Source organism: Streptomyces sp. NPDC050549 (assembly GCF_040655035.1).
GTDB lineage: Bacteria > Actinomycetota > Actinomycetes > Streptomycetales > Streptomycetaceae > Streptomyces.
In genome coordinates this window covers 258,189-284,604 of record NZ_JBFAJD010000003.1, presented here as the reverse complement: position 1 = coordinate 284,604, position 26,416 = coordinate 258,189, and the positions used below count along the sequence as shown (strand labels likewise).

23 protein-coding genes and 1 tRNA gene are annotated in these 26,416 nt (G+C 71.2%); 13 read left to right on the top strand and 11 right to left on the bottom strand.

Going from position 1 to position 26,416, the window contains the following annotated elements:
• Window positions 1-2: 2 nt before the first annotated feature.
• Window positions 3-1,400, bottom strand: coding sequence for a gluconate:H+ symporter (locus AB0I51_RS07380; protein ID WP_362972347.1), 1,398 nt, complete (start codon window positions 1,398-1,400; stop codon window positions 3-5).
• A 73-nt stretch (window positions 1,401-1,473) separates the two neighbouring features.
• Window positions 1,474-1,992, bottom strand: coding sequence for a gluconokinase (locus tag AB0I51_RS07375; RefSeq protein WP_362972345.1), 519 nt, complete (start codon window positions 1,990-1,992; stop codon window positions 1,474-1,476).
• Window positions 1,993-2,122: 130 nt separating this feature from the next.
• Here AB0I51_RS07375 and AB0I51_RS07370 point away from each other — a divergent pair, with 130 nt between their 5' ends.
• On the top strand, window positions 2,123-2,824 hold the full coding sequence (locus AB0I51_RS07370) for a FadR/GntR family transcriptional regulator (protein WP_362972343.1): 702 nt from the start codon (window positions 2,123-2,125) through the stop codon (window positions 2,822-2,824).
• Between the two features lie 5 nt (window positions 2,825-2,829).
• Here the strand turns inward: AB0I51_RS07370 and AB0I51_RS07365 are convergent, their stop codons facing one another.
• From AB0I51_RS07365 to AB0I51_RS07350, 4 genes are all read right to left on the bottom strand, one after another.
• On the bottom strand, window positions 2,830-3,210 hold the full coding sequence (locus AB0I51_RS07365; protein WP_362972341.1) for a YchJ family metal-binding protein: 381 nt from the start codon (window positions 3,208-3,210) through the stop codon (window positions 2,830-2,832).
• Between the two features lie 19 nt (window positions 3,211-3,229).
• Window positions 3,230-3,958, bottom strand: a complete 729-nt coding sequence (locus AB0I51_RS07360) for a hypothetical protein (protein ID WP_362972339.1) — start codon at window positions 3,956-3,958, stop codon at window positions 3,230-3,232.
• A 64-nt stretch (window positions 3,959-4,022) separates the two neighbouring features.
• A complete protein-coding gene (locus tag AB0I51_RS07355; RefSeq protein ID WP_362972337.1) occupies window positions 4,023-5,366 on the bottom strand; it encodes a M1 family metallopeptidase in 1,344 nt (447 codons plus the stop codon).
• A gap of 80 nt (window positions 5,367-5,446) precedes the next feature.
• Window positions 5,447-9,313, bottom strand: coding sequence for a Pls/PosA family non-ribosomal peptide synthetase (locus tag AB0I51_RS07350; RefSeq protein WP_362972335.1), 3,867 nt, complete (start codon window positions 9,311-9,313; stop codon window positions 5,447-5,449).
• 494 nt (window positions 9,314-9,807) lie between these two features.
• On the opposite strand from AB0I51_RS07350, the gene AB0I51_RS07345 reads away from it, so the two are divergent.
• A complete protein-coding gene (locus AB0I51_RS07345; protein WP_362972333.1) occupies window positions 9,808-11,055 on the top strand; it encodes an MFS transporter in 1,248 nt (415 codons plus the stop codon).
• Window positions 11,052-11,885: a methyltransferase domain-containing protein gene (locus AB0I51_RS07340; RefSeq protein ID WP_362972331.1), complete on the top strand. Its 834-nt coding sequence runs from the start codon at window positions 11,052-11,054 to the stop codon at window positions 11,883-11,885. Before AB0I51_RS07345 ends, AB0I51_RS07340 begins: the two co-directional genes overlap by 4 nt.
• A gap of 78 nt (window positions 11,886-11,963) precedes the next feature.
• Here AB0I51_RS07340 and AB0I51_RS07335 read toward each other — a convergent pair.
• A tRNA-Leu gene (locus AB0I51_RS07335) sits at window positions 11,964-12,048 on the bottom strand.
• Window positions 12,049-12,248: 200 nt separating this feature from the next.
• On the opposite strand from AB0I51_RS07335, the gene AB0I51_RS07330 reads away from it, so the two are divergent.
• The 3 genes from AB0I51_RS07330 to AB0I51_RS07320 all read left to right on the top strand — a co-directional run bounded on the left by AB0I51_RS07330 (window position 12,249) and on the right by AB0I51_RS07320 (window position 15,123).
• Window positions 12,249-13,574 carry a M20/M25/M40 family metallo-hydrolase gene (locus AB0I51_RS07330; protein WP_362972329.1) on the top strand — a complete coding sequence of 442 codons (1,326 nt, stop codon included), beginning with the start codon at window positions 12,249-12,251 and terminating at the stop codon, window positions 13,572-13,574.
• A 160-nt stretch (window positions 13,575-13,734) separates the two neighbouring features.
• On the top strand, window positions 13,735-13,968 hold the full coding sequence (gene chpH / locus AB0I51_RS07325) for a chaplin ChpH (protein ID WP_019066065.1): 234 nt from the start codon (window positions 13,735-13,737) through the stop codon (window positions 13,966-13,968).
• A gap of 180 nt (window positions 13,969-14,148) precedes the next feature.
• Complete coding sequence (locus AB0I51_RS07320; RefSeq protein ID WP_362972327.1) at window positions 14,149-15,123, top strand: chaplin; 975 nt, start codon at window positions 14,149-14,151, stop codon at window positions 15,121-15,123.
• A gap of 89 nt (window positions 15,124-15,212) precedes the next feature.
• On the opposite strand, the gene AB0I51_RS07315 is transcribed toward AB0I51_RS07320, so the two are convergent.
• Window positions 15,213-15,401 (bottom strand): DUF5703 family protein, encoded by a 189-nt coding sequence (locus tag AB0I51_RS07315; protein WP_005485166.1) that lies wholly within the window; start codon window positions 15,399-15,401, stop codon window positions 15,213-15,215.
• Window positions 15,402-15,448: 47 nt separating this feature from the next.
• Here AB0I51_RS07315 and AB0I51_RS07310 point away from each other — a divergent pair, with 47 nt between their 5' ends.
• On the top strand, window positions 15,449-16,186 hold the full coding sequence (locus AB0I51_RS07310; RefSeq protein ID WP_362972326.1) for a hypothetical protein: 738 nt from the start codon (window positions 15,449-15,451) through the stop codon (window positions 16,184-16,186).
• Between the two features lie 105 nt (window positions 16,187-16,291).
• Here the strand turns inward: AB0I51_RS07310 and AB0I51_RS07305 are convergent, their stop codons facing one another.
• Complete coding sequence (locus AB0I51_RS07305; RefSeq protein ID WP_362972529.1) at window positions 16,292-18,499, bottom strand: helix-hairpin-helix domain-containing protein; 2,208 nt, start codon at window positions 18,497-18,499, stop codon at window positions 16,292-16,294.
• Window positions 18,500-18,552: 53 nt separating this feature from the next.
• Window positions 18,553-19,536, bottom strand: coding sequence for an aldo/keto reductase (locus AB0I51_RS07300; RefSeq protein ID WP_362972324.1), 984 nt, complete (start codon window positions 19,534-19,536; stop codon window positions 18,553-18,555).
• Between the two features lie 186 nt (window positions 19,537-19,722).
• On the opposite strand from AB0I51_RS07300, the gene AB0I51_RS07295 reads away from it, so the two are divergent.
• Both AB0I51_RS07295 and AB0I51_RS07290 read left to right on the top strand, forming a co-directional pair.
• A complete protein-coding gene (locus AB0I51_RS07295; protein WP_362972322.1) occupies window positions 19,723-20,778 on the top strand; it encodes an LLM class F420-dependent oxidoreductase in 1,056 nt (351 codons plus the stop codon).
• A gap of 236 nt (window positions 20,779-21,014) precedes the next feature.
• Window positions 21,015-21,803, top strand: coding sequence for a ferritin-like domain-containing protein (locus AB0I51_RS07290; RefSeq protein WP_362972320.1), 789 nt, complete (start codon window positions 21,015-21,017; stop codon window positions 21,801-21,803).
• A gap of 3 nt (window positions 21,804-21,806) precedes the next feature.
• On the opposite strand, the gene corA is transcribed toward AB0I51_RS07290, so the two are convergent.
• On the bottom strand, window positions 21,807-22,805 hold the full coding sequence (gene corA / locus AB0I51_RS07285) for a magnesium/cobalt transporter CorA (RefSeq protein ID WP_362972318.1): 999 nt from the start codon (window positions 22,803-22,805) through the stop codon (window positions 21,807-21,809).
• Between the two features lie 119 nt (window positions 22,806-22,924).
• On the opposite strand from corA, the gene AB0I51_RS07280 reads away from it, so the two are divergent.
• From AB0I51_RS07280 to mshC, 4 genes are all read left to right on the top strand, one after another.
• Window positions 22,925-23,611 carry a histidine phosphatase family protein gene (locus AB0I51_RS07280; protein WP_362972316.1) on the top strand — a complete coding sequence of 229 codons (687 nt, stop codon included), beginning with the start codon at window positions 22,925-22,927 and terminating at the stop codon, window positions 23,609-23,611.
• A gap of 75 nt (window positions 23,612-23,686) precedes the next feature.
• Complete coding sequence (locus AB0I51_RS07275) at window positions 23,687-24,277, top strand: DUF3090 domain-containing protein (protein WP_019066074.1); 591 nt, start codon at window positions 23,687-23,689, stop codon at window positions 24,275-24,277.
• Window positions 24,241-25,059 (top strand): SCO1664 family protein, encoded by an 819-nt coding sequence (locus tag AB0I51_RS07270; RefSeq protein WP_362972315.1) that lies wholly within the window; start codon window positions 24,241-24,243, stop codon window positions 25,057-25,059. The genes AB0I51_RS07275 and AB0I51_RS07270 overlap by 37 nt, the downstream gene beginning before the upstream one ends.
• A gap of 117 nt (window positions 25,060-25,176) precedes the next feature.
• Window positions 25,177-26,406, top strand: coding sequence for a cysteine--1-D-myo-inosityl 2-amino-2-deoxy-alpha-D-glucopyranoside ligase (gene mshC / locus AB0I51_RS07265; protein ID WP_362972313.1), 1,230 nt, complete (start codon window positions 25,177-25,179; stop codon window positions 26,404-26,406).
• The last annotated feature ends 10 nt before the right edge of the window (window positions 26,407-26,416 follow it).

The window sequence follows — 26,416 nt, the reverse complement described above, 5'->3', positions numbered from 1 at the left end:
CCCTAGATGATCAGCGAGAGGAGGAGGACCAGTCCGCCGGCGACCACCGAGATGATCGTCTCCATGACGGACCAGGTCTTGAGGGTCTGGCCGACGCTCAGGCCGAAGTACTCCTTCACCAGCCAGAATCCGGCGTCGTTGACATGGCTGAAGAAGAGCGAGCCCGCGCCGATCGCGAGCACAAGCAGTGCGGTGTGGGTCGACGACATGTCGGCGGCCAGTGGGGCGACCAGCCCGGCCGCCGAGATGGTGGCCACCGTCGCCGAGCCGGTCGCCAGCCGGATCGCGACCGCGATCAGCCAGGCCAGCAGCAGCGCCGGTATCGACCAGTCCTTGGAGATGTCCAGGATCATCTGGCCGACGCCGGAGTCGATCAGCGTCTGCTTGAAGCCGCCGCCCGCGCCGACGATGAGCAGGATGCCCGCGATGGGCATCAGCCCCTTCTCGACGGTCGAGGACAGCCGCTCCTTGGTGAAGCCCGCCGGGCGCCCCAGCGTGAACATGCCCACGATGACGGCCGCGAGGAGCGCGATCAGCGGCGAGCCGATGACGTCGAACACGCGCTGCGTGGTGTGTTCGGGGTCGTCGACGATGATGTCGACCAGCGCCTTGGAGAGCATCAGGACGACCGGCAGCAGGATCGTGGCGAGGGTCGCGCCGAAGCCGGGACGGTTCTCCAGGTCCTCGGAGGGGCGGGCGGGAATCATCCGCTCGGGGGCCTGGACGTCGACCCAGCGGGCGGCGACCTTCGAGAACAGCGGGCCCGCGATGATCACGGTCGGGATGGCGACCAGCACGCCGAGCGCGAGGGTCAGCCCGAGGTTGGCCTTGACGGCGTCGACGGCGACCAGCGGACCGGGGTGCGGCGGAATGAGCCCGTGCATGACGGACAGTCCCGCGAGCGCCGGGATACCGATCCGCATGAGCGAGTAGTTGCCGCGCTTGGCGACCATCAGCACGACCGGGATCAGCAGCACGATGCCGACCTCGAAGAACAGCGGCAGCCCGATCACGGAGGCGATCAGGACCATCGCCCACGGCATCGAGCGGGGGCTCGCCTTCGCGAGGATCGTGTCGACGATCTGGTCGGCGCCGCCCGAGTCGGCGAGCAGCTTGCCGAGGATCGCGCCCAGCGCGATCAGCACACCCACACCGGCGACGGTCGAACCGAGCCCGGTGGTGAAGCTGGTGATCGCCTTGTCCAGCGGTGCCCCGGCGAACGCGCCCAGCGCGAGCGAGCCGATGGTCAGCGCCAGAAAGGCGTGCATCTTGAACTTGGTGATGAGCAGGACGATGACGGCGATGCCCGCCAGAACGGCGATGCCCAGCTGTGCGTGGCCGGCCGAGGTGATGGGCTCGACGGGGTCCGCTGCCAGCATCTCGACGCTGAGTCTGGTCACGGTGGATTCCTTGCGGATACGGGGGAGGGACAGGGGGAGGAACTGGTGGGGGAGGAACAGGGGGGTGCAGGTGTCAGACGGTCGGCTCGGGGACCTGCTCCAGCGCGGCCATGGCCCGCTCGGCGATCTGCTCAGGGCTGCCCGTGACGTCCACGGCGACCCCCGCCTCGTCGGCCTCCAGCGGCTGGAGCGTGGCGAACTGCGAGTCGAGCAGCGCGGTCGGCATGAAGTGCCCGTGCCGGTGCGCCATCCGGTCCTCGATGAGTGCGCGGTCGCCGGTGAGATGCACGAAGACGACCCCGGGGGCCGCGGCCCGCAGCCGGTCGCGGTAGGACCGCTTCAGCGCCGAGCTGCTGACGACCCCGCCGAGCCCCGCGCGGCCGTGCGCCCAGGAGCCGATGGCATCCAGCCAGGGCCACCGGTCCTCGTCCGTCAGCGGGTGCCCGGCCGACATCTTGGCGATGTTGGCCTGCGGGTGGAAGTCGTCGCCCTCGGCGTACGGCACACCGAGCCGGGCCGCGAGCAGGGGACCGATGGTGGTCTTCCCGGTGCCCGCTACGCCCATCACCACGACGACATGGGGGGTACGCATCGCTGCCTCACTGTCTCCGTCGACACCTGATGTCGATCCCACTGAAACCGATTAGGTACGACGAATTCAAGAGTCTGTGACATATAAGTCTGACTTTTTGGTTCGGTGACGCGCCCCGTACGCTGAGTGCATGACCACTCCGGGCCGCGGGCTGCACGGCCGCGTACTCGACTCCCTCGGCCCCGCCATCACCGCGGGCGAGTACCCGCCGGGCAGCGTCCTGCGTACGGACGAGCTCGCCAAGGACTTCGAGGTGTCCCGCTCCGTGATGCGCGAGGCGGTCCGCGTCCTCGAATCCATGCACCTGGTCGAGTCCCGCCGCCGAGTGGGCGTCACCGTCCGCCCCAGGGCCGAGTGGAATGTCTACGACCCACAGGTCATCCGCTGGCGCCTGGCCGGCGCCGACCGCCCGCAGCAACTGCGCTCGCTCACGGTGCTGCGCTCGGCGGTCGAACCGATCGCGGCGGGCCTGGCGGCCAAGTTCGCCACTGCGGAGCAGTGCGCGGAACTCACCGAGTGCGCGATCGGCATGGTGGCCAACTCACGCGGTCACAAACTGGAGGCCTACCTCGTCCACGACGTCGCCTTCCACCGGGTGATCCTCGCCGCCTCGGGCAACGAGATGTTCGCCCGCCTCGGCGACGTCGTCACCGAGGTCCTCGCCGGCCGCACCCACCACGAGGTCATGTTCGAGGACCCCGACCCGGCCGCAGTCACCCTCCATGTCCAGGTCGCGGAGGCGGTCCGCGAGGGCGACGCGGTCCGCGCGGAGACCCTCACCCGCGAGATCACGATCGGCGCACTCCAGGAACTGGACATCCTGGCCCCGTAGTTGACCTACTCCAGGAACTCCCCGTCGACGTACACCCACGCTCCGTCGACCCGCTCGAACCGGCTCCGCTCATGGATCGCACCACCCCGGTACGAGGCCCGGAACGTCACGGTCCCCGCGGAGTGGAACGCCGACCCGCCGCTCGTGTCGAGGACCTCCAGCCCGGTCCACCGCATCCCCGGGTCAAGATCGAGCGGTGCGACAGGACGCGTCCTCGGATGCCAACTGCGCAGCAGATACGGCGCGTCCAACCGCACGAAGGCGCTGTAGCGCGAGCGCATCAACGCCTCGGCGGTGGGGGCGGCGGCGGTGCCCGAGTGGTAGCGGCCGCAGCAGTTGTCGTAGGGGGCGGGGAGGCCGCAGGGGCAGGGGGTGGGTCGGGGCATGGGGACCATTGTGCCGGGGCTACGTTCGCGGGCGCTCGGGGGTGACACGGAGCGGCAGCCGGACGTAGTCGTCCTCGGACAGCCTCACCTCCTTGTCGCGGGTGAGTGCCGCGCAGGCCAGGAGAGGCAGCGGCTCGCCGTCAGGAGGAGCACTGTCCGCGTTTGCGGGTGCCGCACCGACGAACTGTACGAGGAGGGCGCCGGTGACCCGGGTCCCGATCTGTTTCACGAAGTTCGCCGGGAGCGTCCACTCGACTCCCTGGTACAGGTTCCCGCCGGGACTGCGGTGCACTCTCTTGACGTACCACTCCTCGTCCCGCATCTGGGGCGCGCTGCGCGCCCTCATGTGGGCTGCGGCGGACGTGATCGCGTTGAGTTCGGGAAAGCCGACCAGGTCGGCCGTGAGATTGCCGGCGGCCTCCAGAACAGGGCCGGCCGCCCGGATGTCTCTGGCCAGTGTGGCCCGCCACGCCCGCTCGTCCTCCACCGGCGGCAGGTGATACACGATGGCCTGGACGTCCTTCACCCGCCAATCGCCCATGGCCGGGAACAGCAGCGCGACCTTCACGTCGGGAGCGTCCCGCGTGTACCCGAGCGTCCAGACGTAGAGATACCCCGTGAAGGGGGCCGCCTTCTCCGGTCCCGTTGCGAAGATCCGCTCCAGCGGAATGGACTGCGGCTCGGTCTCTCCGTAGACCTCCAGCCACTCACCGGTCTCCGCGAGTCCTCGGCCCCATGCGGCTCCCATGACCTCACCCCCGTGAAGTCACTTGATACTCCGTCAGTTCCCCACCCGCAACGGAGCCGACAACTCAGACCGCGATCCCCGTCTCAGCCGAAGGCATCGGCGGCAGCCGCGTCCCGTACACCCACGCGTCGAAGAGCTGGTCCAACGGCTCCGAGCTGAACCGGGACGCATGCGAAGTGAACGTCGCTGTCGTCACCGTGCCGTTGCGGTGGACGCTCGCCCAACTCCGCAGCATGCGGAAGAACGCGATGTCGCCCAGGGCGCAGCGCACCGCGTGGACGGTGACGCCGCCGCGTTCGTAGAGGCGGTCGTCGAACATGGACTTGCGGCCGGGGTCGGCGAGGCGCAGGTCCTGGGGGAGTGTGGAGAGCAACCGGTGTGCGGCGACGGCGTGTTGGTGGGCGGTACGGCCGCCGGAGCGCTCGGACCACAGCCATTCCGCGTACTTGGCGAGGCCCTCGTTCAGCCAGATGTGCCGCCAGTCGGCGATGGAGACGCTGTTGCCGAACCACTGGTGCGCCAGCTCGTGCGCGACCAGGCGCTCCGAACCCCGGGCCCCGTCTACGTGGTTGGCGCCGAACAGCGACAACCCCTGTGCCTCGACGGGGACATCGAGCTCTTCCTCCGTCACCACTACCGCGTACTCGTCGAAGGGGTACGGGCCGAACAGCTCCTGGAACTGCTCCATCATCGCGGGCTGCCGCGCGAAGTCCCTTGAGAACGCCGGGAGCAGGTCCGACGGGATGTGCCCGTGCTGCGGCACTCCGCCCAGACCCGGGTCGCCCAGCAGCACGGTCTGGTACTTGCCGATCGACAGGCCGACGAGGTAGCTCGACGTCGGTGCCGACTGCTCGTACACCCAGGTCGTCGTAGAAGCCTTCGTCGTTCGCGTCAGGAGCCTGCCGCCCGCCACCACCGCGTACGCCGACGGCGTCGTGATCGAGATCTGGTACGACGCCTTGTCCGCGGGGCGGTCGTTGCACGGGTACCAGGACGGTGCCCCGATCGGCTGGCTCGCCACCAGCGCGCCGTCCGTCAGCTCCTCCCAGCCGAGGCCGCCCCAGGGGCTGGCGACCGGCTTGGGGTTGCCCGACCAGTGCACCTCGACGGTGAACGCGGCACCGGCCCGCAGCGGCTTCGCGGGCCGGATGCGCAGCCGGCCGCCGCGGTGCGTGTAGTGCGGCTGGCGGCCGTCCACCCGGATCCGGCCGATCTTGAAGTCGCCCAGGTTCAGCTGGAATTCGGGCAGCGGAGCACGGCCCGCTATGGCGTTGATACGCGCCGTGCCGGAGAGACGGTTCGGGCCGGGGCGGTAGTCCAGCGCCAGCTCATAGCGGTGCACCCGGTAGCGGGCATCGCCGTTTGCCGGGAAGTACGGGTCCGGACCTGCCGCCTGCTGAACGGTCACTGCTGCGTCTGCTCCCTGCGCTGTGCTCGTATCTCGTACCCGTGCACCGCCCTCCGAAGCCGACTCCGCGCGACCTGTGTTCAGGGGCGCCATGACTCGATCGGATTGCCCAGCCAGCGGGTGTCGTCCGGGACGGACTCCGCCGCCATCACGAGCGATGCGGGCCCCAGAGTGGTTCGGGCCCCGACCACGCTGCCGGGCAGGACGATTCCGCCAGGACCCAGCGTCGCGCCCTCACGGAGGACCACAGTATCCGTCCGCAAGATCCGGTCGTGGAAGAGGTGGGTCTGGAGCACACAGCCGCGGTTCACCGTCGAGGCGTCCTCCAGGGTCACCAGGTCGGTCTCCGGCAGCCAGTAGCTCTCCACCCAGACGCCCTTGCCGATGTGTGCGCCGAGCCCGCGCAGCCAGGCCGTCAGCACCGGAGTACCGGGCACGGAACCGGCCAGCCACGGCACCGCGACGACCTCGACGAAGGTGTCCGCCAACTCGTTGCGCCACACGTAACCGCTCCACAGCGGGTGCTCGGCCCCGTGGTGCCGCCCCACGAGCAGCCACTTCGCCACGATCGAGACCAGCCCGGCGAGCGCGCCCACGGCCAGCAGCACGAGGCCCGCCAGCAGCGGCGCCCACACCCCCAGCGCGCACAGCGCGGCCACCGTCAGCAGGGCGAGCGCCGCCGAGCAGAACACCGGCACGATCCGGCACAGCTCGACGAGCCCGCGCGCCCACAGCAGCCGGGCCGGCGGGTCGTACGTGCGGCTCTGGTCGCCGCCGCTGGTGCTGCGCGGCAGCTTCACCGGCGGCAGCCCCAGATACGACGTGCCCTTCTTCGCCTTCTTCGGCGTCGCCGACAGCACCCCGACGAGCCCGCCGTCCGGCACGCTCCGCCCGGGCGCGGTCATCCCGGAGTTCCCGAGGAACGCCCGCCGCCCGATCTCGGCCCGCCCGATGTGCACCCAGCCGCCACCTAGCTCGTACGGCGCGGTCAACGTGTCGTCGGCCAGGAAGGCGCCCTCACCGACGGTCGTCAGGCTGGGCAGCGCGAGCACGGTCGACACCTCGGCGCCCCGCCCGATCCGCATCCCGAGCAGCCGCAACCACACCGGCGTGACGAGCCCGGCGTAGAGCGGGAACAGGGTCTCGCGGGAGAGGTCCATCAGCTGCGTGACCGTCCAGGCCTGCCAGCCGATCCGGCTGTGCGTGGGGTGCGTGCCCTCGCGCAGCCCGAGGCTCAGCAGCCGTACACCGATCAGGATCAGCAGCGCGTACGTCAGCCCGAAGGCGAGCGTCGCCGGGACCAGGGCCAGGGACGCGCCCCGCAGGGCCTCGCCGAGACCGTCGCCCGGCGCCACGAACAGGCTGGTCACCAGCAGCGCGACGGCTCCGGCGACCACCGGGAGCATGGTGAGCGCGAAGCCCGTCACGCCGTACATCAAGCGCCAGTACGTGCCCCGCTGCGGGCGCTCCTTGGGCCAGTTGCGCTTGGCCTTGCCGAGCTTGACGGCGGGTGCGCCCGCCCAGCGCTGGCCGGTCGGGATGGTGCCGGTGACGGCCGAGCCCGGCGCCACCTCGGCCCGCTTGCCCACCCGGGCGCCGGGAAAGAGCATGCTGCGCGTGCCGACGACGGCGTGCGCGCCGACCTTGACCGGGCCGATCTCCAGCCGGTCGCCGTCCAGCCAGTAGCCGGACAGGTCCACCTCGGACTCGACCGCGGCACCGCGGCCCAGCTTGAGCATGCCGGTGACCGGCGGGAGCGAGTGCAGGTCGACGTCCGGGCCGACCTTGGCGCCCAGGGCGCGCGCGTACCGCTCCAGCCACGAGCCCGTCAGCGAGGTCGCCCCGCTGAACTCGGCCAGCCGCTCCGCCGCCCACAGCCGCAGGTGGACGCCGCCACCACGGTCGTAGCGTCCCGGCTTCACGCCACGGAGCAGCAGCCGCGCACCGCCCGTCGCGATCGCGAGCCGGCCGGGCGGGCTGAAGAGCAGCAGGGCGCCGGCGGCGACCAGCCACCACGAGGCGGTGGGCAGCCAGGCGTAGCCGTCGAGTACGTTGCCGAGGGCGGCCAGGGCTACTGTCCAGCGCAGGCCGGCCAGGGTGAACAGGGGGACCAGCGCGAGGAGTTGGATCACCTTGGCGCGGGTCGGCACCGGCGCGATCACGCGTGCCGTGCCGTCGCCCTGCGCCGAGCCCTCCAGGTGTCGGGCCAACTTGCGGAGCGTGGGCTGCTGATAGATGTCGAGCACGGCAGCGCTCGGGTAGCGGGTGCGCAGCCGCGTCGTCAGCTGGGCGGCGGCCAGGCTGCCGCCGCCGATCGCGAAGAAGTCGTCGGCCGCACTGCTCACGGGGATGCCGAGCACCTCGGCCCACTGCTCGGCGAGCCAGGCCTCCGTGCCGTAGAGCTGCTCCTTGGCGCCACCGGTCTCCAGGCCTTCGAGGGGCCACGGGAGCGCGTTGCGGTCGACCTTGCCGGAGGTGCGGGTCGGGAGGTCCTCGACCGGGGCGATCAACGGGACGAGGGCGGCGGGCAGTTCGGCCCGCAGCTTCTCGACGGCGGAGGGCTGGTCCCAGCCCTCCTGGGTGACGACATAGCCGACGAGAAGTTGGTTGCCGCTGCGGGCAGTTCGTACGGCGGCTGCCGCGCCCGCGACTCCGGGCAGTGCCTGGAGGGCCGCGTCGACCTCGCCCAACTCGATCCGGCGCCCGCCGAGTTTGATCTGCTCGTCGGCACGGCCGAGGAAGATCAGGCCCTCGGGCTCGGCCTTGACCAGGTCGCCGCTGCGGTAGGCCCGTTCCCAGCCGAGCGAGTCGAGGGGCGCGTACTTCTCCGCGTCCTTCTCGGGGTCGAGGTAACGGGCGAGACCGACCCCGCCGATCACCAACTGGCCGCTGCCGCCCATCGGTACGGGCACGCCCGCCTCGTCGACGACGGCCAACTCCCAGCCGTTCAGGGGCAGTCCGATGCGGATCGGCTCGTCGCCGGTCATCAGGGAGGCGCAGGCCACGACGGTCGCCTCGGTCGGCCCGTAGGTGTTCCAGACCTCACGGCCCTCGGTGACCAGGCGCTGCACCAGCTCGGGCGGGCAGGCCTCACCGCCGAAGATCAGGAGGCGTACGTCGTTCAGCGCCTCGGGCTCCCAGAGGGAGGCCAGGGTCGGCACGGTCGAGACGACGCTGATGTCCTGGTCCACCAGCCAGGGTCCGAGGTCGGCGCCGCTGCGGACCTGGGAGCGCGGCACGGGCACCAGGCAGGCGCCGTAGCGCCAGGCGAGCCACATCTCCTCGCAGGACGCGTCGAAGGCGACGGACAGGCCCGCCATGACCCTGTCACCCGGACCGATGGGGTCCTCGGTGAGGAACAGTGCCGCCTCGGCGTCCACGAAGGCCGCCGCGCTGCGGTGGGTGACGGCGACGCCCTTGGGCTTGCCGGTGGAGCCGGAGGTGAAGATGATCCAAGCGTCCTGCTCGGTGCCGGGCCGGGCGGCCGGGGCGTCACTGTGGCCGAGCACGGTCAACGCGTGCTCGGCGCCGATCACGGCCCGCACGTCGGCCTCGCCGAACACCAGCTCGGCCCGCTCGTCCGGGTCCTCGGCGTCGACGGGGACGTAGGCGGCGCCGGCCGCGAGGACGGCGAGGATCGCGATGTAGAGGTCGTTGGTCCCGGACGGGACGCGCACGCCGACCCGGTCACCGAGGCCGACACCGGCCGCGGCCAGGGTGCGGCGCAGGGTCTCGACCTCGACGGCCAGCGCACGGTAGGTGAGGCGGACGGTGCCGTCGTCCAGGGCGAGCTCGTCGGGATACGACCGCACCGACGCGTCGAAGATGTCGACGAGCGTGCGGGGCGAGGCGGCGGGTGCCGCGGAGAAACGTGCCGTATCGCCGAACTGGGTGCGGATCTCTTCGTCGAGCAGGCCGAGAGCACTGCTCTCGTGTATCGCTGCCATCGGTCCTCGCGTCTCAAGCCCGGTAACTTCCGGGGCGCCGGCGGGCCCGCAGGTATGCCTGGGGTTGTCCAGCTCCAGCTCCGTTCCGTAACAAGCCGGAAATTTTAGTACGACGCTAGGCTCCGGGGCCGCCGACGGCCACTCGGGGGAGCCGAACGGGGGCGCTCCGTGAGCATCCGGCAACGCTCTGACCTGGTGATCTTCTGATCCAGGGAGACATCCCCCACAAAACAGGCGAGGGCTTCCCGTCGCTTCGGAGGGATCAGGCCGAAGACCTCCGGCGGGGCGGCGTGCCGACGTATGTCGTCGACCGGACAGTCCCGCAATGAGATTCGGCCAACTCTCCTGTTAACCCTCTGCGTTCGCACATGAGCCGATGAAGTCGGGGCTTGTCACACGGGACGGCCATGAGGCTAAATGGCGAATGAATCGACTCCGGTCGCGGGTCGCCGCCTTGCACCGGGTGTCTCGCAACGGGGAAGGGGATTCGTCTGGTGGCAGCCGACCGGCCGGTGGGCTATCGGATGCTGTGGGCGGTGACGGAATACCGTGCGGTGTTCGTCGCGAGTGCGCTGTCCTGGACCGGGGACTATCTGTGCAAGGCCGCAGTCACCCTGCTGGTCTACGAGCGGACCAGTTCGGCGCTGGCCTCCGGCGCCGCTTTCGCCATCGGGTACCTGCCCTGGCTGATCGCGGGCCCAGTGCTCGCCGCGGTCGCGGAACGGTACCCCGCACGCACGATGATGATCTCCTGCGATCTGATCCGCGCGGTACTCATCGGACTGGTCGCGATTCCGGGCATGCCGATCCCGGCCCTCTTCGTGCTGCTGCTGGCCGGCGGGCTGGCGTCGCCGCCGTTCGAGGCTGCCCGCTCCGCCCAGCTCCCGCAGATCCTGACCGGCGACCGGTACCCGCTGGCCCTGGCCCTCAACAACTCCGTTCTGCACGCCGCGCAGGTCGCCGGGTACGCGCTCGGCGGAGTGATCGCCGGATACAGCCCACAGGTTGCGCTGGCGCTGAACGCCCTCACGTTCGTCGGTTCGGCGCTGCTTCTGCGCCTGTACGTCCGCAAACGCCCGGCGGCGCTGACGGCCGACCGGCGCACCGGCCTGTGGCGCGAGACGGGTCAGGGATACACGGTGGTGTTCGGCGACCCGCTGCTGCGCGCGATCGCGATCATCGCCTTCGGTGTGGTCACCTTCGTGATCGTCCCGGAGGGCCTGGCCGCGGCCTGGGCGTCCGAGCTCGGCGGCGGCGGCCGGACCCAGGGCCTGATCATGGCCGCCAACCCGCTCGGCGTCGCCATCGGCGGCCTGGTCCTGAACCGTCTGCTCTCGCCCCGGGTCCGGACCCTGCTGATACGCCCGCTGGCCGTCCTGGCACCGCTGGTTCTGGTTCCCGCGCTGCTCGACCCGCCACTGGTCGTGGTGGTGGTCGTGGTCACCGTTTCCGGGATAGCCATGGCGCTGCTGCTCCCCGCCGCCCAGACCCTGTTCAAGCAGGGACTCGCCAACGAATACCGGGCCCGGGCCTTCGGCGTGATGAACGGCGGCGTGCAGCTCGCCCAGGGAGCGGCGATCCTGATCACGGGCGCGCTCAGCGAGCGCCTGCCCACCGCGACCGTCATCGGTGCCTGGTGCGCCGCGGGGACGGTGCTGATGCTGCTGGCCGTGTTCCGGCCGCTCACCGACCCCGCCGGAGCGGTCGCCGTACCACCCGTACTGACGGAGGAGACCCGATGAACACCCCCGCCGTCACGGCCGGCCTCCGCGGTGAATCCGGCCAATCCCTGGACGCCCAGGACCCCGGAGACCGCCAGGGCCCCCGGACCGGTGACGCGATCGGTGACCTGCTGCTCGCCGCCCACCGGGCCGCCGCCGACCCGGATACGGCCCCGGTCCTGCAGATCATCGAACGCGACGACGGCTTCGTGAAATCGGCTTCCCTCACCTCCTGGCTCGCACCGGTCGACCAGTGGCCCGACGAGGACCGCCAAGCGCTGGACCTGGTCAAGGGCCACCGGGTCCTGGACGTCGGCGCCGGTGGCGGACGCGCCGCTCGCGTCCTCATGGAACGCGGCCATGACGTCACCGCGCTGGACGTCTCGGCCGGCGCGCTGGAGGTGTGCCGGCGGCAGGGCGTGCGGTCCCTCGTCCACGGCACGGTCGACGAACACGCCGGTTCCGGGGCGCGCTACGACAGCTTCCTGCTGCTGGGCGCCAACCTGGGCCTCCTGGAAAGCCGTGAGCGGGCGCCCCGGTTCCTGCGCGCCCTGGCCGCGATGGCAGCACCCGGGGCCGTCGTCATCGGCCAGGGCCACAACATGACCGACTCCGGGGACCCGCAACAGCTGTCCTACAACCGGCGGAACCTGCGCGCGGGCCGCATCGCCGGTCAGCGCACCCTGCGGATCCGCTACCGCGACGTGACCACCCCCTGGTTCGACTACCTGTGCCTGGCCCCCCGAGAACTCGCCGAGCTGGCCGCCGGAACCGGCTGGCAGCTCACCGACACCGCCCCGTCCGACAAGGCGACGGACTACATCGCCACCCTCACGCGGGCCCCCGACTGAACGTCGTACCGCGACAGTTCTTGGACGCGAGATGCTGAAACGCAGGAGACCCCACACAAAGTGTGGGGTCTCAGCCGGTGTCCGAGGGGGGACTTGAACCCCCACGCCCGATAAAGGGCACTAGCACCTCAAGCTAGCGCGTCTGCCATTCCGCCACCCGGACAAGGTGTCTGTCGCGCGTGGTTTCCCCCGCGACGACGAAGGAAACATTACCAGGCTTCCAGGGGTGGCCGATCACCCCCTGTTCCCGCCCGCCTCCCGCGTGAACGGCGTGTGACGGCCGCGGACCGCCCTTGGGGCGCGGGCCGGGGAGAGAGAGGATGAGGGACAGGACCACCAGCAGTGACAGTGGGAGGAAGCAGCGTGAGCGACACGGGCACGGCCAAGGGCGTCACCGGCGAGGACGAGGTCGTGGACCTCTGCCGCGAGCTGATCCGGTTCGACACCAGCAACTACGGCGACCACTCGGGCCCGGGTGAGCGCAAGGCGGCCGAGTACGTCGCCGAGCAGCTCGCCGAGGTGGGCCTGGAACCCCAGATCTTCGAGTCGCACCCGGGACGCGCCTCCACGGTCGCCCGGATCGAGGGCACGGATCCGTCCCGGCCCGCGCTCCTCATCCACGGCCACCTGGACGTCGTACCGGCGAACGCGGCGGACTGGACCCACCACCCCTTCTCCGGCGAGGTCGCCGACGGGTGCGTCTGGGGGCGCGGCGCAGTCGACATGAAGGACATGGACGCGATGACCCTGGCGGTCGTCCGCGACCGGCTGCGCAGCGGGCGCCGGCCCCCGCGCGACATCGTGGTCGCCTTCCTCGCGGACGAGGAGGCGGGCGGTACGTACGGGGCGCGGCATCTCGTCGACAACCACCCCGAGCTGTTCGAGGGCGTCACCGAGGGCATCAGCGAGGTCGGCGGGTTCTCGTTCACGGTGAGCGAGGAGCGGCGGCTCTATCTGATCCAGACGGCCGAGAAGGGCATGCACTGGCTGAAGCTGACCGTCGCCGGTACGGCAGGGCACGGCTCGATGATCCACCGGGACAACGCGATCACCGAGCTGTCCGAGGCCGTCGCCCGGGTCGGCCGGCACAAGTTCCCGGTGCGGGTCACCAAGACGACCCGGGCCTTCCTGGACGAACTCGGCGACGCGCTCGGCACCCCGCTCGATCCCGAGGACATGGAGTCGACCCTCAAGCGGCTCGGCGGCATCGCCAAGCTCATCGGCGCGACCCTCAGCAACACCGCCAACCCGACCCAGCTGAACGCCGGTTACAAGGTCAACGTCATCCCCGGCGAGGCCACCGCGAACATCGACGGGCGCTTCCTGCCCGGGTACGAGGAGGAGTTCCTCGCCGACCTCGACCGCATCCTCGGCCCGAAGGTGAAGCGCGAGGACGTCCACTCCGACAAGGCGCTGGAGACCTCCTTCGACGGCGCGCTGGTCGAGGCCATGCAGTCCTCGCTGCTCGCCGAGGACCCGACCGCGAAGGCCGTCCCGTACATGCTCTCCGGCGGAACGGACGCCAAGTCCTTCGACGACCTCGGCATCCGCGGCTTCGGCTTCGCCCCGCTCAAGCTGCCGCCCGAGCTGGACTTCGCGGGCATGTTCCACGGTGTGGACGAGCGGGTGCCGGTGGAGGGGCTGAAGTTCGGGGTGCGGGTGCTGGACCGGTTCATCGACGCGTCGTGAGACGCCGGGTGACACCGGTTGACGCCTGAATTCGACCGCGCGTGCGGGAGGCGACTGGGACGAGTGAATGTGCTCATAAGCTCGTAGCTCCATTACTCCCTCCTCGTTACAGGTGATGCGATCGGCAACACGAGATCGCTTTTGCCAACAAGGAGGAATAATGATCAAGAAGGTCGTCGCCGCTGCGGCTGCCACCGGTGGCCTGGTTCTCGCGGGTGCGGGCCTGGCCGTCGCCGACTCGGGCGCTCAGGGTGCCGCCGTGCACTCCCCGGGTGTCGTTTCCGGCAACGTCATCCAGGTTCCCGTGCACGTCCCGGTGAACGTGTGCGGCAACACGATCTCGGTGATCGGTCTGCTGAACCCCGCCTTCGGCAACACCTGCATCAACAAGTGACGTCGCCCCACTGAGGGGTGACCACGTCCTCGGCTCCGGAGCGCGCGCCATGCGCTCCGGAGCCGACGGTCTTTGCGCGAGAAATCGAGCGAGGAATCGATCGGTGAATCGAGCGGGAAATCGTTCGAGAAGTCGCGCGAGGAATTTCAGTCAGGAATGAAGGCAGGGGGGAATTCAGCAATGCGACAGGTCACTCGAAAGAGCTTGATGACCATGGCGGCCGCGACCGGGGTGATCGCCGCCGCGGGCGGTGTCGCCCACGCCGACTCGGGCGCGAGCGGCTCCGCCTCGGGCTCGCCCGGCGTACTGTCCGGCAACACCGTGCAGGCACCGGTGCATGTGCCGGTCAACGTCTGCGGCAACACAGTGAACGTGGTCGGGATCCTCAACCCGGCGGTCGGCAACAAGTGCGCCAACCAGGGCGGCGGCAGCGGGCACGGCCAGGGGGGTTCGGGGGGTTACGGCAATTCCGGAGGCTACGGCGACTCGGGCGGACACGGGGGCTCCGGCGGACACGGCGCGCACGGCGGCTCAGGGGGCTCGTACGCCGGGGGACACACCTCCGGCTCGCCCGGCGTCGGCTCGGGCAACCACGTCCAGGTACCGATCGACGTGCCGGTGAACGTGTGCGGCAACAGCGTCGACGTGATCGGCATCGGCAACGCCGCCACCGGCAACGACTGCGCCAACGGCGGCGGTTGGCACGACGGCGGCCACCATCACGGGACGCCTCCGGGCGGCGGCGGTCACCATGGTGGTGGGGGCGAGCACGGCGGCGGTGGCCATCACGGGGGTGGCGGTCACCACGGCGGCGGTCACCACGGCACGCCTCCGGGCGGTGGCCACGGGACGACCCCGCCGGGGACGCCGGGCCACCCGGGCACTCCGGGCCACCCCGGAACCCCCGCTCACCCGGGCACCCCCGCTCACCCCGGTTCGCCGGGCGGCATCTCGCCGGTCACCGGCGGTCACACGCCGACCGGCGCCGCGCAGGTCACCCAGCCCGGTACTGCGCAGTCCGCCGTCCGGTCCCAGGGCGGCCCCCAGCTCGCGCACACCGGCAGCGAGCTCCCGCTGGGCCTCGCGCTCCCGGTCGGAGCGGGCGCGCTGCTCGCGGGCGCGGTGCTCTACCGCAAGGCGAAGGCCATGGCGTAACGCCTGGGATCGAGCGCCCGGGAACATGTGATCTGCGCAACGGAGGGGCCCCGCACAGCCGGGGCCCGCTCCGTCCCGCCCGACTCAGCTCACCACGTGGCACGCACCTGGCGGATGATCCGCCGGCGCAGCCGCACCCTGCGGCTGCCGTCGCGCAGCAGGCTCAGTCGGTCCAATTCCCAGTGTCCGTACTCGGCGTGGTCCGTCAGCAGACGTGTGGCGTCCTTGCGGGAGACCCCGCGCGGTACGTACACGTCGACAAATTCGTATTCCGGCATCGCATCTATTGTGCGGGCAGAGCCCCGGTACGGATAGCGTCTGCACTATGTCTGATGCTGCGCAGCCCACCGCTGCCGAGGTACGCGCCGCCGCCGAGGCGGTCAAGACCGCGCTCGACCGCCACCTGGCCGCGGTCGAAGGCCGGTCGGGGGAGGACGACCCGGCCGTCTACGAGGCGTTCAACCAGCTCGCCGCGGCCGCCGAGGTCTACGACGAGCTGCTCTACGACCGTTATGACGAGGTCACGCCTTTCGAGATCCCCGGTACCGACGACTCCCTGCCGCCGTACACCGGCCCCGAGGAGCCGAACGCGGTGAGCGTGCTGATCCGTCGCGACTACGCCGTGGCGGAGCCGCAGCGGCTGCTCGCCCAGGCGCAGCGGGTCGAGGCGGCGGTCGGCGACGGCACCGGGACGGAGGCCTCCGGCACGATCCACGGCGCGCTCGGCATTCTCTTCGACGAGTTCGAGGCCGACGAGATTGCCTCCCGGCCCAAGGAGTTCGGCCTCGAAGAGGGGGACTCCACGCTCTGGGTGACCGCCTCCGACGAAGCGGCCGAACCCGGCGCCTGGCTGGAGGCCCCCTTCGAGGGTGTCGATCCGCAGCGGGTGGTGTGCCGCTTCGACGTCAGCGCGGTCTTCGACGACGAGATCAACGACGAGTTGGACGACATCGACGAGGTGGACGAGGCCGAGGAGGAGGAGATCGAGGACGAACTCGATCCCGACCTCGACGCGGATCTGGACGAGGACGAGGACCTGGAGGCGCTCGAAGCGGACCGCTGAGCCGCGCCTCGCCGACTGTGACGAACGACGACGGCGACGACGGCGGTCGCGGAGGAAGCCCCTCCGTGACCGCCGCCGTCGCCGTTCGTCGTTGTGCCGTCCGGTTCAGCCCCCCACCGGGACCTGCGGTCGCAGCAGCACCGGCAACCGGGTCGTGCGCGGCTTGGCCGGGACCTCGGCGACGGCCCGGGGCAGCGCCTGATCGGCACCGTGCACCACGGAGAGATGACGGTCCGCCCGGCTGAACGCCGTGTAGACCCAGGGGCGGCTGAGGGCCTGCGCCGCGTCCCCGGGCAGCACCACGACCACCGCGGGCCACCGCGCCCCGACCGCCTGATGCGCGGTCAGCGCCCACCCGTGCCGCACGGACTGCTCCACCCGCTCCTTCGGTACGACGACGGGCTCGCCCGCGCACGACAGGTGCAGCCCCTCGGCATCGGCCTTCACCACCTGGCCGACGACCGTACGGCCCGGGGTGGGGGAGTACGCGACCCGGTCACCGGGGTCGAAGCCGCCGAAACGGCCGGGGCCGGGGTTGAGCCGCTCCTTCAGCGCCACGTTGAGGGCACGGGTACCGGCCGCGCCGCCGTGGCCCGGTGTGATCACCGCGGTCTGCTCGGCGGGGACGCCGATCACGCGCGGCACCGAGTCGGCGACGAGCTGCACGGTCCGGTGCACGGCCTCGCCGGCGTCCCGCACCGGCACGATCACGACCTCCTTGCCGGGGGCCTCCACCTGGTTCAGCTCGCCGATGCCGATGCCGGAGACCAGCTCGCCCACGGGACCGAGGTCGGGGCGGCGCGAGACGACGTGGGGGCAGGCCCGCGCCGCGAGCAGATCGGCGAAGACCCGTCCGGGGCCCGCCGACCACAGCACCGCCGGGTCCCCGGCCAGCACCAGCCGGGCGCCGTCCGGCAGCGACTCGGTGAGCAGGGCGGCCGTCTCGACGTCCAGTTGAGGCGCGTCGAGTACGACGAGGAGATCCAGGTCCAGGGCGCCGTCCGTGTCCCGCCCGGGCCCTTCGGCACCGGCCAACAGCCCGGCGACAGTCGCCACTCGGGGTCCCTCGCCGGTCCCGTTGTCCGCCGCCTCCGCGGACCGCGTCAGCAGCGCGGTGAACCGGTCCCGGCCCACCGGGCTGTACGCGGCGGCCCAGGCGCGCAGGCCGAAGGCCGCCGCCGCGTGCAGCAGCGCGGCCGGCTCTTCGAGGGAGGCCTCCCCGCCGGTGTGCAGCACCAGGCCGTGTCCCGCCACCGCGCGGATCAGCTCGCCGGTGGACCCCTTGGCGGCACCGGCCCGCTCCCAGTCCGCCGCCGAACCGTCCTCCTTCGGGACCGAGTTGATCAGCTTGGCCAGTCCGTCCGCGAGGCTCTCCTCGGCGAGCGCATACCGCTCCAGGCCGATCAGCACCCGGACCGGACGCTCCGCGCCCTCTTCCGCTTCCGCCTCGTCGTCCGTGCGCTGCACCGGGACCGCGGGCTCGTCCAACGCGTCCTGGAACACCAGCACTTCGCCCTCCGCGATGGCGCTCTGCGTCGCCGCGTCCGGGTCGGGCACGCCCTGCTTGGCCAGCGCGGCCGTCAACGCCGAGGCCTCCAGGGCCGTATGCCCGGCCAGGGCCGCCTGCTCCAGGAGCCAGCCGATGACGGACCGGCCCCGCCGCTCGTCGTCCGGCGCGCACTCGGCGCCGAGCAGCGCCCGCGCGAACCCGTCGGCCTGCTCGGGCCGCACCCCCGGGACGCGCAGCAACTGCCACGGATCCTCGCGGAGTTGGTCGTCCGCGCCCTCGCCGAGCGCCGCCACGACCTGTGCCGCGAGCGTCTCGGGCGCGCCGCCCTCGACCAGCACCCGGCGTACGGAGGCGACGGTTTCGCCGGCCGGGGCGCCGGGCTCGGCCGCGACGGGCTGCGGCCGCCGCACGGCTTCGGGGGCGGCGGAGCGGCGCGGGGTGGGCTCCGGCCCGGTGAACGCGGTGGCCACGGGCTTCTCACCGCTCTCCACGGCCCGGACGGCCGCGAGCAGATCGGCGGCCGTGCCGCTCAGCTTGGTCCCGGCCGCGATGGGCCCGGCCTTCTCCGCCTTCCGCCGCTCGATACGCTCCCGCTCCAGCCGCTGCGCGAGCAACTCGGCGGCGGCCTCGGAGAGTTCGGGAGCGGCGGCGGCCTCGGTGGTGGCCTCACCGGCGGCTTCCGTGCTCTCGGCGCCGTCCGCGGTCGTGGCCTCGCCCGTGTTCTCCGAGGCCGCGGTTTCCCCGGTGTCCCCGGCGTCCTCCACCGCATCCGTGCCCGGTTCCTCGGCCGCGTCGTCCGGCAGGCCGGGCTCGACGGGCTCCGTGGTGTCCGGGGCCGTGGTCTCCGGGTCCGTGCTCACAGAGTGCTCCAGTCGTGATCGGGATAGCGGTGCAGAGGCGCTGACACATCGTCGAGCGCTCGGCAGATCTCGTCAGGAAGACTAAGCGCCTCCACTGACAATGCGGCCGTGAGCTGCTGCGCGTTGCGCGCGCCGACGATCGGGGCGGCCACCCCGGGCCGGTCGCGGACCCAGGCCAGCGCGACCTGGAGGGGTGTCACGGCGAGTCCGTCCGCGGCCGTCGTCACGGCGTCGACGATGCGGCTCGCCGTGTCGTCGAGGTAGGGCGCGACGAAGAGCCCCATGTGCTCCGAGGCGCCGCGCGAGTCGGCCGGTGTGCCGTGCCGGTACTTCCCGGTGAGCACTCCGCGTCCGAGCGGCGAGGAGGGCAGCAGCCCGATGCCCAGGTCGAGCGCGGCCGGCAGCACCTCGCGCTCCACGCCCCGCTGCAGCAGCGAGTACTCCAGCTGGGTGCTCGCCAGCCGCGTCCGCGAGCCCGGCGCCGCCAGCTGCCAGGTCGCCGCCTTGGCCAGCTGCCAGCCGCAGTAGTTGGAGACACCCGCATAGCGCGCCCGCCCGCTGCTGACCGCGAGGTCGAGGGCCTGGAGGGTCTCCTCCAGCGGCGTGAACGGGTCGAAGGCGTGGACGTGCCACAGGTCGACGTAGTCCGTGCCGAGGCGGGCCAGCGAGGCGTCCAGCGCGGCGAGCAGATGGCCGCGCGAGCCGTCGAAGCGGCGGTCGGGGTCGGGCACGCTCCCCGCCTTCGTCGAGATGACCAGGTCCCGGCGCGGCACGAGCCCCTCTATGAGCTGTCCGAGCAGATACTCGGCCTCCCCGTCGCCGTACACGTCCGCCGTGTCGACGAGGGTGCCGCCGGCCTCCCAGAACGCCTTCAAGAGGTCCGCGGCGTCATGCTCGTCGGTGTCGCGGCCCCACGTGAGGGTGCCGAGTCCGATCCGGGACACACGAAGGCCGGTACGGCCGAGATGCCTCTGCTCCATGAACGCCGAGATTACTGGCCTGAACCTGGCCTGTGGTTGCCTGTGGACAACCGATTCGCACGATGATCCACAGTGGGTCGCACGGCACGCTCCGTGACCACTCACCGGCACCCGTCCTGTCCGCCCGCACCACCTCGCGCTAGGGTCGGCACAACAGCGACGTTACTGATGGGTAAGGGGTCTGCCATGCAGCTCGGGATCAACCTCGGCTACTGGGGTGCCGGAATGGACGGCGACAATCTGGCCGTGGCCCAGGAGGCCGACAGGCTCGGCTACTCGGTGTGCTGGGCCGCCGAGGCCTACGGCTCCGACGCGGCCACGGTGCTCACCTGGGTCGCCGCGCAGACCGAGCGCATCGACGTCGGCTCGGCCATCTTCCAGATCCCGGCCCGTCAGCCCGCCATGACCGCCATGACCGCCGCGACTCTCGACTCCCTCTCCGGGGGCCGCTTCCGCCTCGGCCTCGGCGTCTCGGGCCCGCAGGTCTCCGAGGGCTGGTACGGAGTCAAGTTCGACAAGCCGCTGGCACGCACGCGTGAGTACGTCGAGATCGTACGGAAGGCGATGACGCGCGAGCGGCTGTCGTACGACGGCGAGCACTGGACGCTGCCGCTGCCGGGCGGCCCGGGCAAGCCCCTGAAGCTGACCGTGCACCCGGAGCGCGAGCACATCCCGCTGTACATCGCGGCGATCGGCCCGAAGAACCTGGAGCAGACCGGCGAGATCGCCGACGGTGCGCTGCTGATCTTCCCGTCCGCCGAGCACCTGGAGGACACCGCCGTCCGTCATCTGCGGGCCGGGCGTGAGAAGGCGGGCAAGACCCTCGAAGGCTTCGACATCGTGCCGACGGTCCCGCTCGCCCTCGGCGAGGACAAGGACGTCGAGAAGCTCGCCGACACCTTCCGCCCGTACACGGCGCTGTACGTCGGCGGCATGGGCAGCCGGCAGCAGAACTTCTACAACAAGCAGGCCCGGCGCATGGGCTTCGAGGAGGCGGCGACCGAGATCCAGGACAAGTACCTGGCCGGCGACAAGGACGGCGCCGCCGCCGCCATCCCGCACGACCTGATCGACAAGACGACGCTCCTGGGCTCCGTGGACCGCATCGCGGACCGGATGAAGGAGTACGCGGCGGCCGGTGTCACCACCCTGACGCTCGCCCCCGCGGGCTGGACGCTGGAGGAGCGGATCGCCGCGCTCCGCGCCGGAACCGAGGCACTGGAGCGCGCGGGACTCGCGTGACGCGACTGCGCCGTACGGAAGGTTTCTACGGCCGTGGTGGGGGCTCGGGGGGTCTTCCCCGCCACGGCCGTCACGGGGAACAACGCGCGGCAGCCCGTGCGGTTACGCCCCCGTCGGGACATCTGTCGTCCTCCTTTTGGCGGAGTTGTCCGACACAGCTGTTGCAGCACCTCTGCCGCCGCATTTGACTCGTTCTTTGCGGAATGCGGCGGAATCCTGCATGGAGGTGCCTTCAGATGCTTTCGGCCAAGAGTCTGTTCCAGGAGATCCTCGACGACGACGAGTCCTTCCGGCTGTTCTGCTCCATCGCGGCCAGCGGCGAGTCCCAGGGCGGCTGGGAGAACGGGCGCATCGCCGCGCTCGTCCCGGCGACCGAGCGCGACCTCGCCCCCAAGATCGGCCGGCACGGCGCCGACGAGGACAAGCACGGGCGCATTTTCAACGCCCTCATGAAGAAGCGCGGCCTCGAACCCGTCCCGGTGCCGGACGACACCGACTACACGATGCTCCTGGAGCGGCACGGCATCGGTCTCGCGCACGAGAAGCTCAAGGGCGAGACGCCGCTCACCGTCCAGGACATCGTCACCTACCTCGCGCACAGCCGCGTCACCGAACAGCGCGCCTCCGAGCAGATGGACCTGCTGCGCAGGCACTTCGCCGACCACCCCGACCTCGGCCGCGCGGTGCGGATGATCTCGAACGACGAGGACAACCATCTCGCCTACTGCCACGAGGAGCTGCTGCGCTTCGCGCGCGCGGGACACGGCCGCGTGATCCAGCGGACGCTGCGCGCGTGCGCGCTCGCCGAGATCCGGATCTACCGGGACGTCAGCCTCGCCGTGATGGCCCACATGGGACGCGTCCTCGGCTGGCCGCGGGCCAAGTCGGCGGCGCTCGCCGCGGGCATCCACGCCGTGTACGCCTACGAACGGTTCGGCGGATGGCGGCGGATGGTGTCCCTGAGGATGCCGGAACGACGTGACGCCCTCGGCGGACCGGCCACCGCGGCACCCGAATTCGCGTGAGGGCTACAGCCAGCCGCGCCGCTTGAACGTCCGGTACAACAGCACCTCCAGGGCGACCATCAGCAGGATCACCGCCGGGTACCCCCACAGCCAGTGCAGCTCCGGCATGTGGTCGAAGTTCATGCCGTAGACGCCCGCGATCATCGTGGGCACCGCGGCCATGGCCGCCCACCCGGAGATCTTCCGCATGTCGTCGTTCTGCCGGACACCGGTCTGCGCGAGATGCGCCGCCAGGACGTCCGAGACCAGCCGGTCCAGGCCCTCCACGGACTCGTTGACCTTCATCAGGTGGTCGTTCACGTCCCGGAAGAACGGTCGCGACTTGTCGTTCACGAACGGCACCCGGTCCCCGGCGAGGCCGACGCCCGCGAGCCGGGCCAGCGGCTGTGCGAGCGGTCCCGTGGCCCGGCGGAACTCCAGGATCTGCCGTTTGAAGGCGTAGATCCGCGACGCCGTGGTCCGCGAGCCGCCGCCGGTCGGCGAGAACACCGCCGCCTCCAGTTCCTCCAGGTCGGTCTGCAACTCGCCCGCCACGTCCACGTAGTGGTCCACCACGGCGTCGGCGATCGAGTACAGCACTGCCGTGGGACCGTGCCGCAGCACCTCCGGCTCCTCCTCAAGACGGTGCCGTACGGCCGCCAGAGGGGCCTCCTCGCCGTGCCGGACTGTCACCACGAAGGAGTCGCCCACGAAGACCATGACCTCGCCGGAGGTGACCACGTCGTCGTCCGCCTCGTAGCCCACCGGCTTGAGGACCACGAACAGCGAGTCGTCGTAGACCTCCAGCTTGGGCCGCTGATGCGCGTTCAGGGCGTCCTCGACGGCCAGCGGATGCAGTCCGAACTCCTGGGTGACCTTGTCGAACTCGTCCTCCGTCGGCTCGTAGAGACCGATCCAGACGAACGCGTCGCCCACCCGACGGCAGTGGTCCAGGCCGTCGGAGAAATCGCCGGGCCCCTCAGTCCGGCGTCCGTCGCGGTAGATGGCGTAGTCGACGATCACGGTGCGTATTCTCCCGCCGTCCGGCCGAAACCGCACGTCGACAGTTTCGCCTCCGGGTCGCCCGAGCCGGTGTCGAGGGGCCGACCTTCGGCGGGTGGCGTGCGCCTACCCTTGGCGGCATGCCTACGTTGATCCTTGTCCGGCACGGACGTTCGACCGCCAACACCGGGGGAGTGCTCGCCGGCTGGACGCCCGGTGTCGCCCTCGACGAGCGGGGCAACGCCCAGGCCGCCGCGCTCCCCGGGCGGCTTGCCGCGCTGCCGATCGCCGAGGTGGTCACCAGCCCGCTGCAACGCTGCCAGGAGACGCTCAAGCCCCTTCTGGACGCCCGCCCCGAGCTGCGCGCGCACACTGACGAGCGGATCGGGGAGTGCCACTACGGCGACTGGTCCGGCCGCAAGCTCGCCGAGCTCAAGGACGAGCCCCTGATGGAGGTCGTCCAGGCGCACCCCTCGGCCGCCGCGTTCCCCGGCGGCGAGTCGATGCGCTCGATGCAGACCCGCGCGGCCGAGGCCGTACGCGAGTGGAACGCGCGCGTGGAGCGCGATCACGGCGCCGACGCCGTGTACCTCATGTGCTCGCACGGCGACATCATCAAGTCTCTTGTCGCGGACGCACTCGGACTTCATCTCGACCTCTTCCAGCGGATCTCCGTAGAACCGTGTTCCATCACTGCGATCCGTTACACCCGTCTGAGGCCATTTCTCGTACGGCTCGGGGACACCGGGGATCTCGCCTCCCTGGCGCCGCGCGAGGAACCGCCGGGCGACGAGGCCACGGTCGGGGGCGGCGCGGGCGCACCGTGATCGTCGGCCGCAGTAGGGTGAAGCGGTCGCAGTAGCGCCGCACTTGTCAGCAGTCGATTCCAATGGAGACAGGACGTGTCCCGTCAGGTGTTCCTCTACGACCCGCCGGACCGCTTCGTAGCCGGTACGGTCGGTCTGCCCGGGCGCCGTACGTTCTTCCTCCAGGCCGCCGCCGGCCCTCGGGTGACCAGCGTGGCTCTGGAGAAGACGCAGGTCGCCGCGCTCGCCGAGCGCATGGACGAGCTATTGGACGAGGTCGTACGTCGCAGCGGCGGCAGCGCGGCCGTCCCCGCCGTCACCCCCACAGAGATCTCCGACACCCGCCCCCTGGAGACCCCCGTCGAGGAGGAGTTCCGCGTCGGGACCATGGCGCTCGCCTGGGACGGCGAGGAACAGCGCATGATCGTCGAGGCGCAGGCCCTCGTGGAGCTCGACGCGGAGTCCGAGGAGGACCTCGCCGAGGCCGAGGAGCGGCTGCTCCAGGACGAGGAGAACGGACCCCCGATGCTGCGGGTCCGGCTCACCGGAGCCCAGGCCCGCGCCTTCGCCAAGCGGGCCCTCGACGTCGTCAACGCCGGCCGTCCGCCCTGCCCGCTGTGCAGCCTCCCGCTCGACCCGGAAGGACACGTATGTCCGCGCCAGAACGGATACCGCCGCGGAGCGTGACCACGGCCGAGCTGCTCGCCAAGGGTGAGCTGAAGGTACGCGGACGCATCCGCGAGGCGTCGAACGCGGTGCTGTTCTGCTCCGTGACGTACGAGGGCCGTGAGGCGTCCTGCGTCTACAAACCCGTCGCCGGGGAGCGGCCCCTGTGGGACTTCCCGGACGGCAACCTGGCCCAGCGCGAGGTCGCCGCGTACGAGGTGTCCGAGGCGACCGGCTGGGATCTCGTCCCTACGACCGTGCTGCGCGACGGGCCGTACGGCGAGGGCATGTGCCAGCTGTGGATCGAGGCGGCGGCCGAGTCGGAGCTGCTGGCCTTGGTCGACGCCGAGGAGCCCGAAGCGGGCTGGAAGGCCATCGGGTTCGCCGAGGTCGGTGAAGGGAAAACCGCCCTCCTGGTGCACGCCGACGACGAGCGGCTGCGCCGGCTCGCCGTCCTCGACGCCGTGATCAACAACGCCGACCGCAAGGGCGGCCATCTGCTGCCCGCCGACGAGGGGCGTCTTTACGGCATCGACCACGGTGTCACCTTCAACGCCGAGAACAAGCTGCGCACCCTCCTGTGGGGCTGGGCGGGCGAGTCCCTCACTCCGGAGTCGATCGAGGTCCTCCAGGGGCTCAGAGAGGCGCTCAGTGACGGTGCCGGGCTCGCCGGGAAGCTCGCCGAGCTGATCACCGCCGTCGAACTCGACGCCACGCGCGCGCGGGTCGACGCGCTGCTCGCGGCCGGAAAGCATCCCGAGCCGAGCGGGGAGTGGCCGGCCATTCCGTGGCCGCCGGTCTGACAGCTCGGTGTCCGCAGGCCGGGAAGCACGGGGGCACGGAACGGGCAAGAGCGCCTTACCGGCCATCCGGCCTGGTCCGGTTCGTATGCGAAACATCCGTCCGGTTACGCTCATGACATGTATGCCTGGCCCGCTTCTGAGGTCCCCGCCCTGCCCGGCAAGGGCCGCGACCTCCGGATCCACGACACCGCGACCGGCGGTCTGGTCACCCCGGACACCGGTCCCGTCGCCCGTATCTATGTGTGCGGCATCACGCCGTACGACGCCACCCACATGGGGCACGCGGCGACCTACAACGCGTTCGACCTCGTGCAGCGCGTGTGGCTCGACACCAAGCGCCAGGTTCACTACGTCCAGAACGTGACCGACGTCGACGACCCGCTCCTGGAGCGCGCCGAGCGCGACGGCGTCGACTGGGTGGCGCTCGCCGAGAAGGAGACGGCGCTCTTCCGCGAGGACATGACCGCCCTGCGCATGCTGCCCCCGGAGCACTACATCGGCGCGGTCGAGTCGATACCCGGCATCGTCCCGCTCGTCGAGCGCCTCAGGGACGCCGGTGCCGCCTACGAACTCGAGGGCGACGTCTACTTCTCCGTCGGGTCCGACCCCAACTTCGGCAAGGTCTCGAACCTCGACGCCGCCGCGATGCGCCTGCTGTCCGCCGAGCGCGGCGGCGACCCGGACCGCCCGGGCAAGAAGAATCCGCTCGACCCGATGCTCTGGATGGCGGCCCGCGAGGGCGAACCGAGCTGGGACGGCGGCTCGTTGGGCGCCGGCCGCCCCGGCTGGCACATCGAGTGCGTGGCCATCGCCCTGGACCACCTCGGCATGGGTTTCGACGTACAGGGCGGCGGCTCCGACCTCGCCTTCCCGCACCACGAGATGGGCGCCTCGCACGCCCAGGTGCTGACCGGCGAGTTCCCCATGGCCAAGGCGTACGTCCACGCCGGCATGGTCGCCCTGGACGGCGAGAAGATGTCGAAGTCCAAGGGCAACCTGGTCTTCGTCTCGACGTTGCGCCGCGAGGGCGTCGACCCGGCCGCGATACGGCTGGCGCTGCTCGCCCACCACTACCGCTCCGACTGGGAGTGGACCGACGGGGTGCTCGCGGACGCGGTCGCCCGGCTCGGCCGCTGGCGTGCCGCCGTCTCCCGGCCCGACGGCCCGTCCGCCCTGAAGCTCGTCGAGGAGATGCGCGAAGCCCTCGCGAACGACCTCGACGCCCCCGCCGCGCTCGCCGCGGTCGACCGCTGGGCCGCAGTCCAGCGCGACCGGGGCGGCAGCGACGAGGGCGCCCCCGGCGTGGTCTCCCGCGCGGTGGACGCCCTGTTGGGCGTGGCCCTCTAGCAGACGGATG

Bases quoted from the DNA above. Each gene is read 5' to 3' on its own strand.
- AB0I51_RS07295 (WP_362972322.1), top strand. From the start codon at position 19,723: ATGCAGCTCGGGATCAACCTCGGCTACTGGGGTGCCGGAATGGACGGC.
- AB0I51_RS07315 (WP_005485166.1), bottom strand. From the start codon at position 15,401: ATGCCGGAATACGAATTTGTCGACGTGTACGTACCGCGCGGGGTCTCC.
- AB0I51_RS07340 (WP_362972331.1), top strand. From the start codon at position 11,052: ATGAACACCCCCGCCGTCACGGCCGGCCTCCGCGGTGAATCCGGCCAA.
- AB0I51_RS07310 (WP_362972326.1), top strand. From the start codon at position 15,449: ATGTCTGATGCTGCGCAGCCCACCGCTGCCGAGGTACGCGCCGCCGCC.
- AB0I51_RS07350 (WP_362972335.1), bottom strand. From the start codon at position 9,313: ATGGCAGCGATACACGAGAGCAGTGCTCTCGGCCTGCTCGACGAAGAG.
- AB0I51_RS07270 (WP_362972315.1), top strand. From the start codon at position 24,241: ATGTCCGCGCCAGAACGGATACCGCCGCGGAGCGTGACCACGGCCGAG.
- AB0I51_RS07375 (WP_362972345.1), bottom strand. From the start codon at position 1,992: ATGCGTACCCCCCATGTCGTCGTGGTGATGGGCGTAGCGGGCACCGGG.
- AB0I51_RS07370 (WP_362972343.1), top strand. From the start codon at position 2,123: ATGACCACTCCGGGCCGCGGGCTGCACGGCCGCGTACTCGACTCCCTC.
- chpH (WP_019066065.1), top strand. From the start codon at position 13,735: ATGATCAAGAAGGTCGTCGCCGCTGCGGCTGCCACCGGTGGCCTGGTT.
- AB0I51_RS07300 (WP_362972324.1), bottom strand. From the start codon at position 19,536: ATGGAGCAGAGGCATCTCGGCCGTACCGGCCTTCGTGTGTCCCGGATC.
- AB0I51_RS07280 (WP_362972316.1), top strand. From the start codon at position 22,925: ATGCCTACGTTGATCCTTGTCCGGCACGGACGTTCGACCGCCAACACC.
- AB0I51_RS07320 (WP_362972327.1), top strand. From the start codon at position 14,149: ATGCGACAGGTCACTCGAAAGAGCTTGATGACCATGGCGGCCGCGACC.
- AB0I51_RS07365 (WP_362972341.1), bottom strand. From the start codon at position 3,210: ATGCCCCGACCCACCCCCTGCCCCTGCGGCCTCCCCGCCCCCTACGAC.
- mshC (WP_362972313.1), top strand. From the start codon at position 25,177: ATGTATGCCTGGCCCGCTTCTGAGGTCCCCGCCCTGCCCGGCAAGGGC.
- AB0I51_RS07360 (WP_362972339.1), bottom strand. From the start codon at position 3,958: ATGGGAGCCGCATGGGGCCGAGGACTCGCGGAGACCGGTGAGTGGCTG.
- AB0I51_RS07290 (WP_362972320.1), top strand. From the start codon at position 21,015: ATGCTTTCGGCCAAGAGTCTGTTCCAGGAGATCCTCGACGACGACGAG.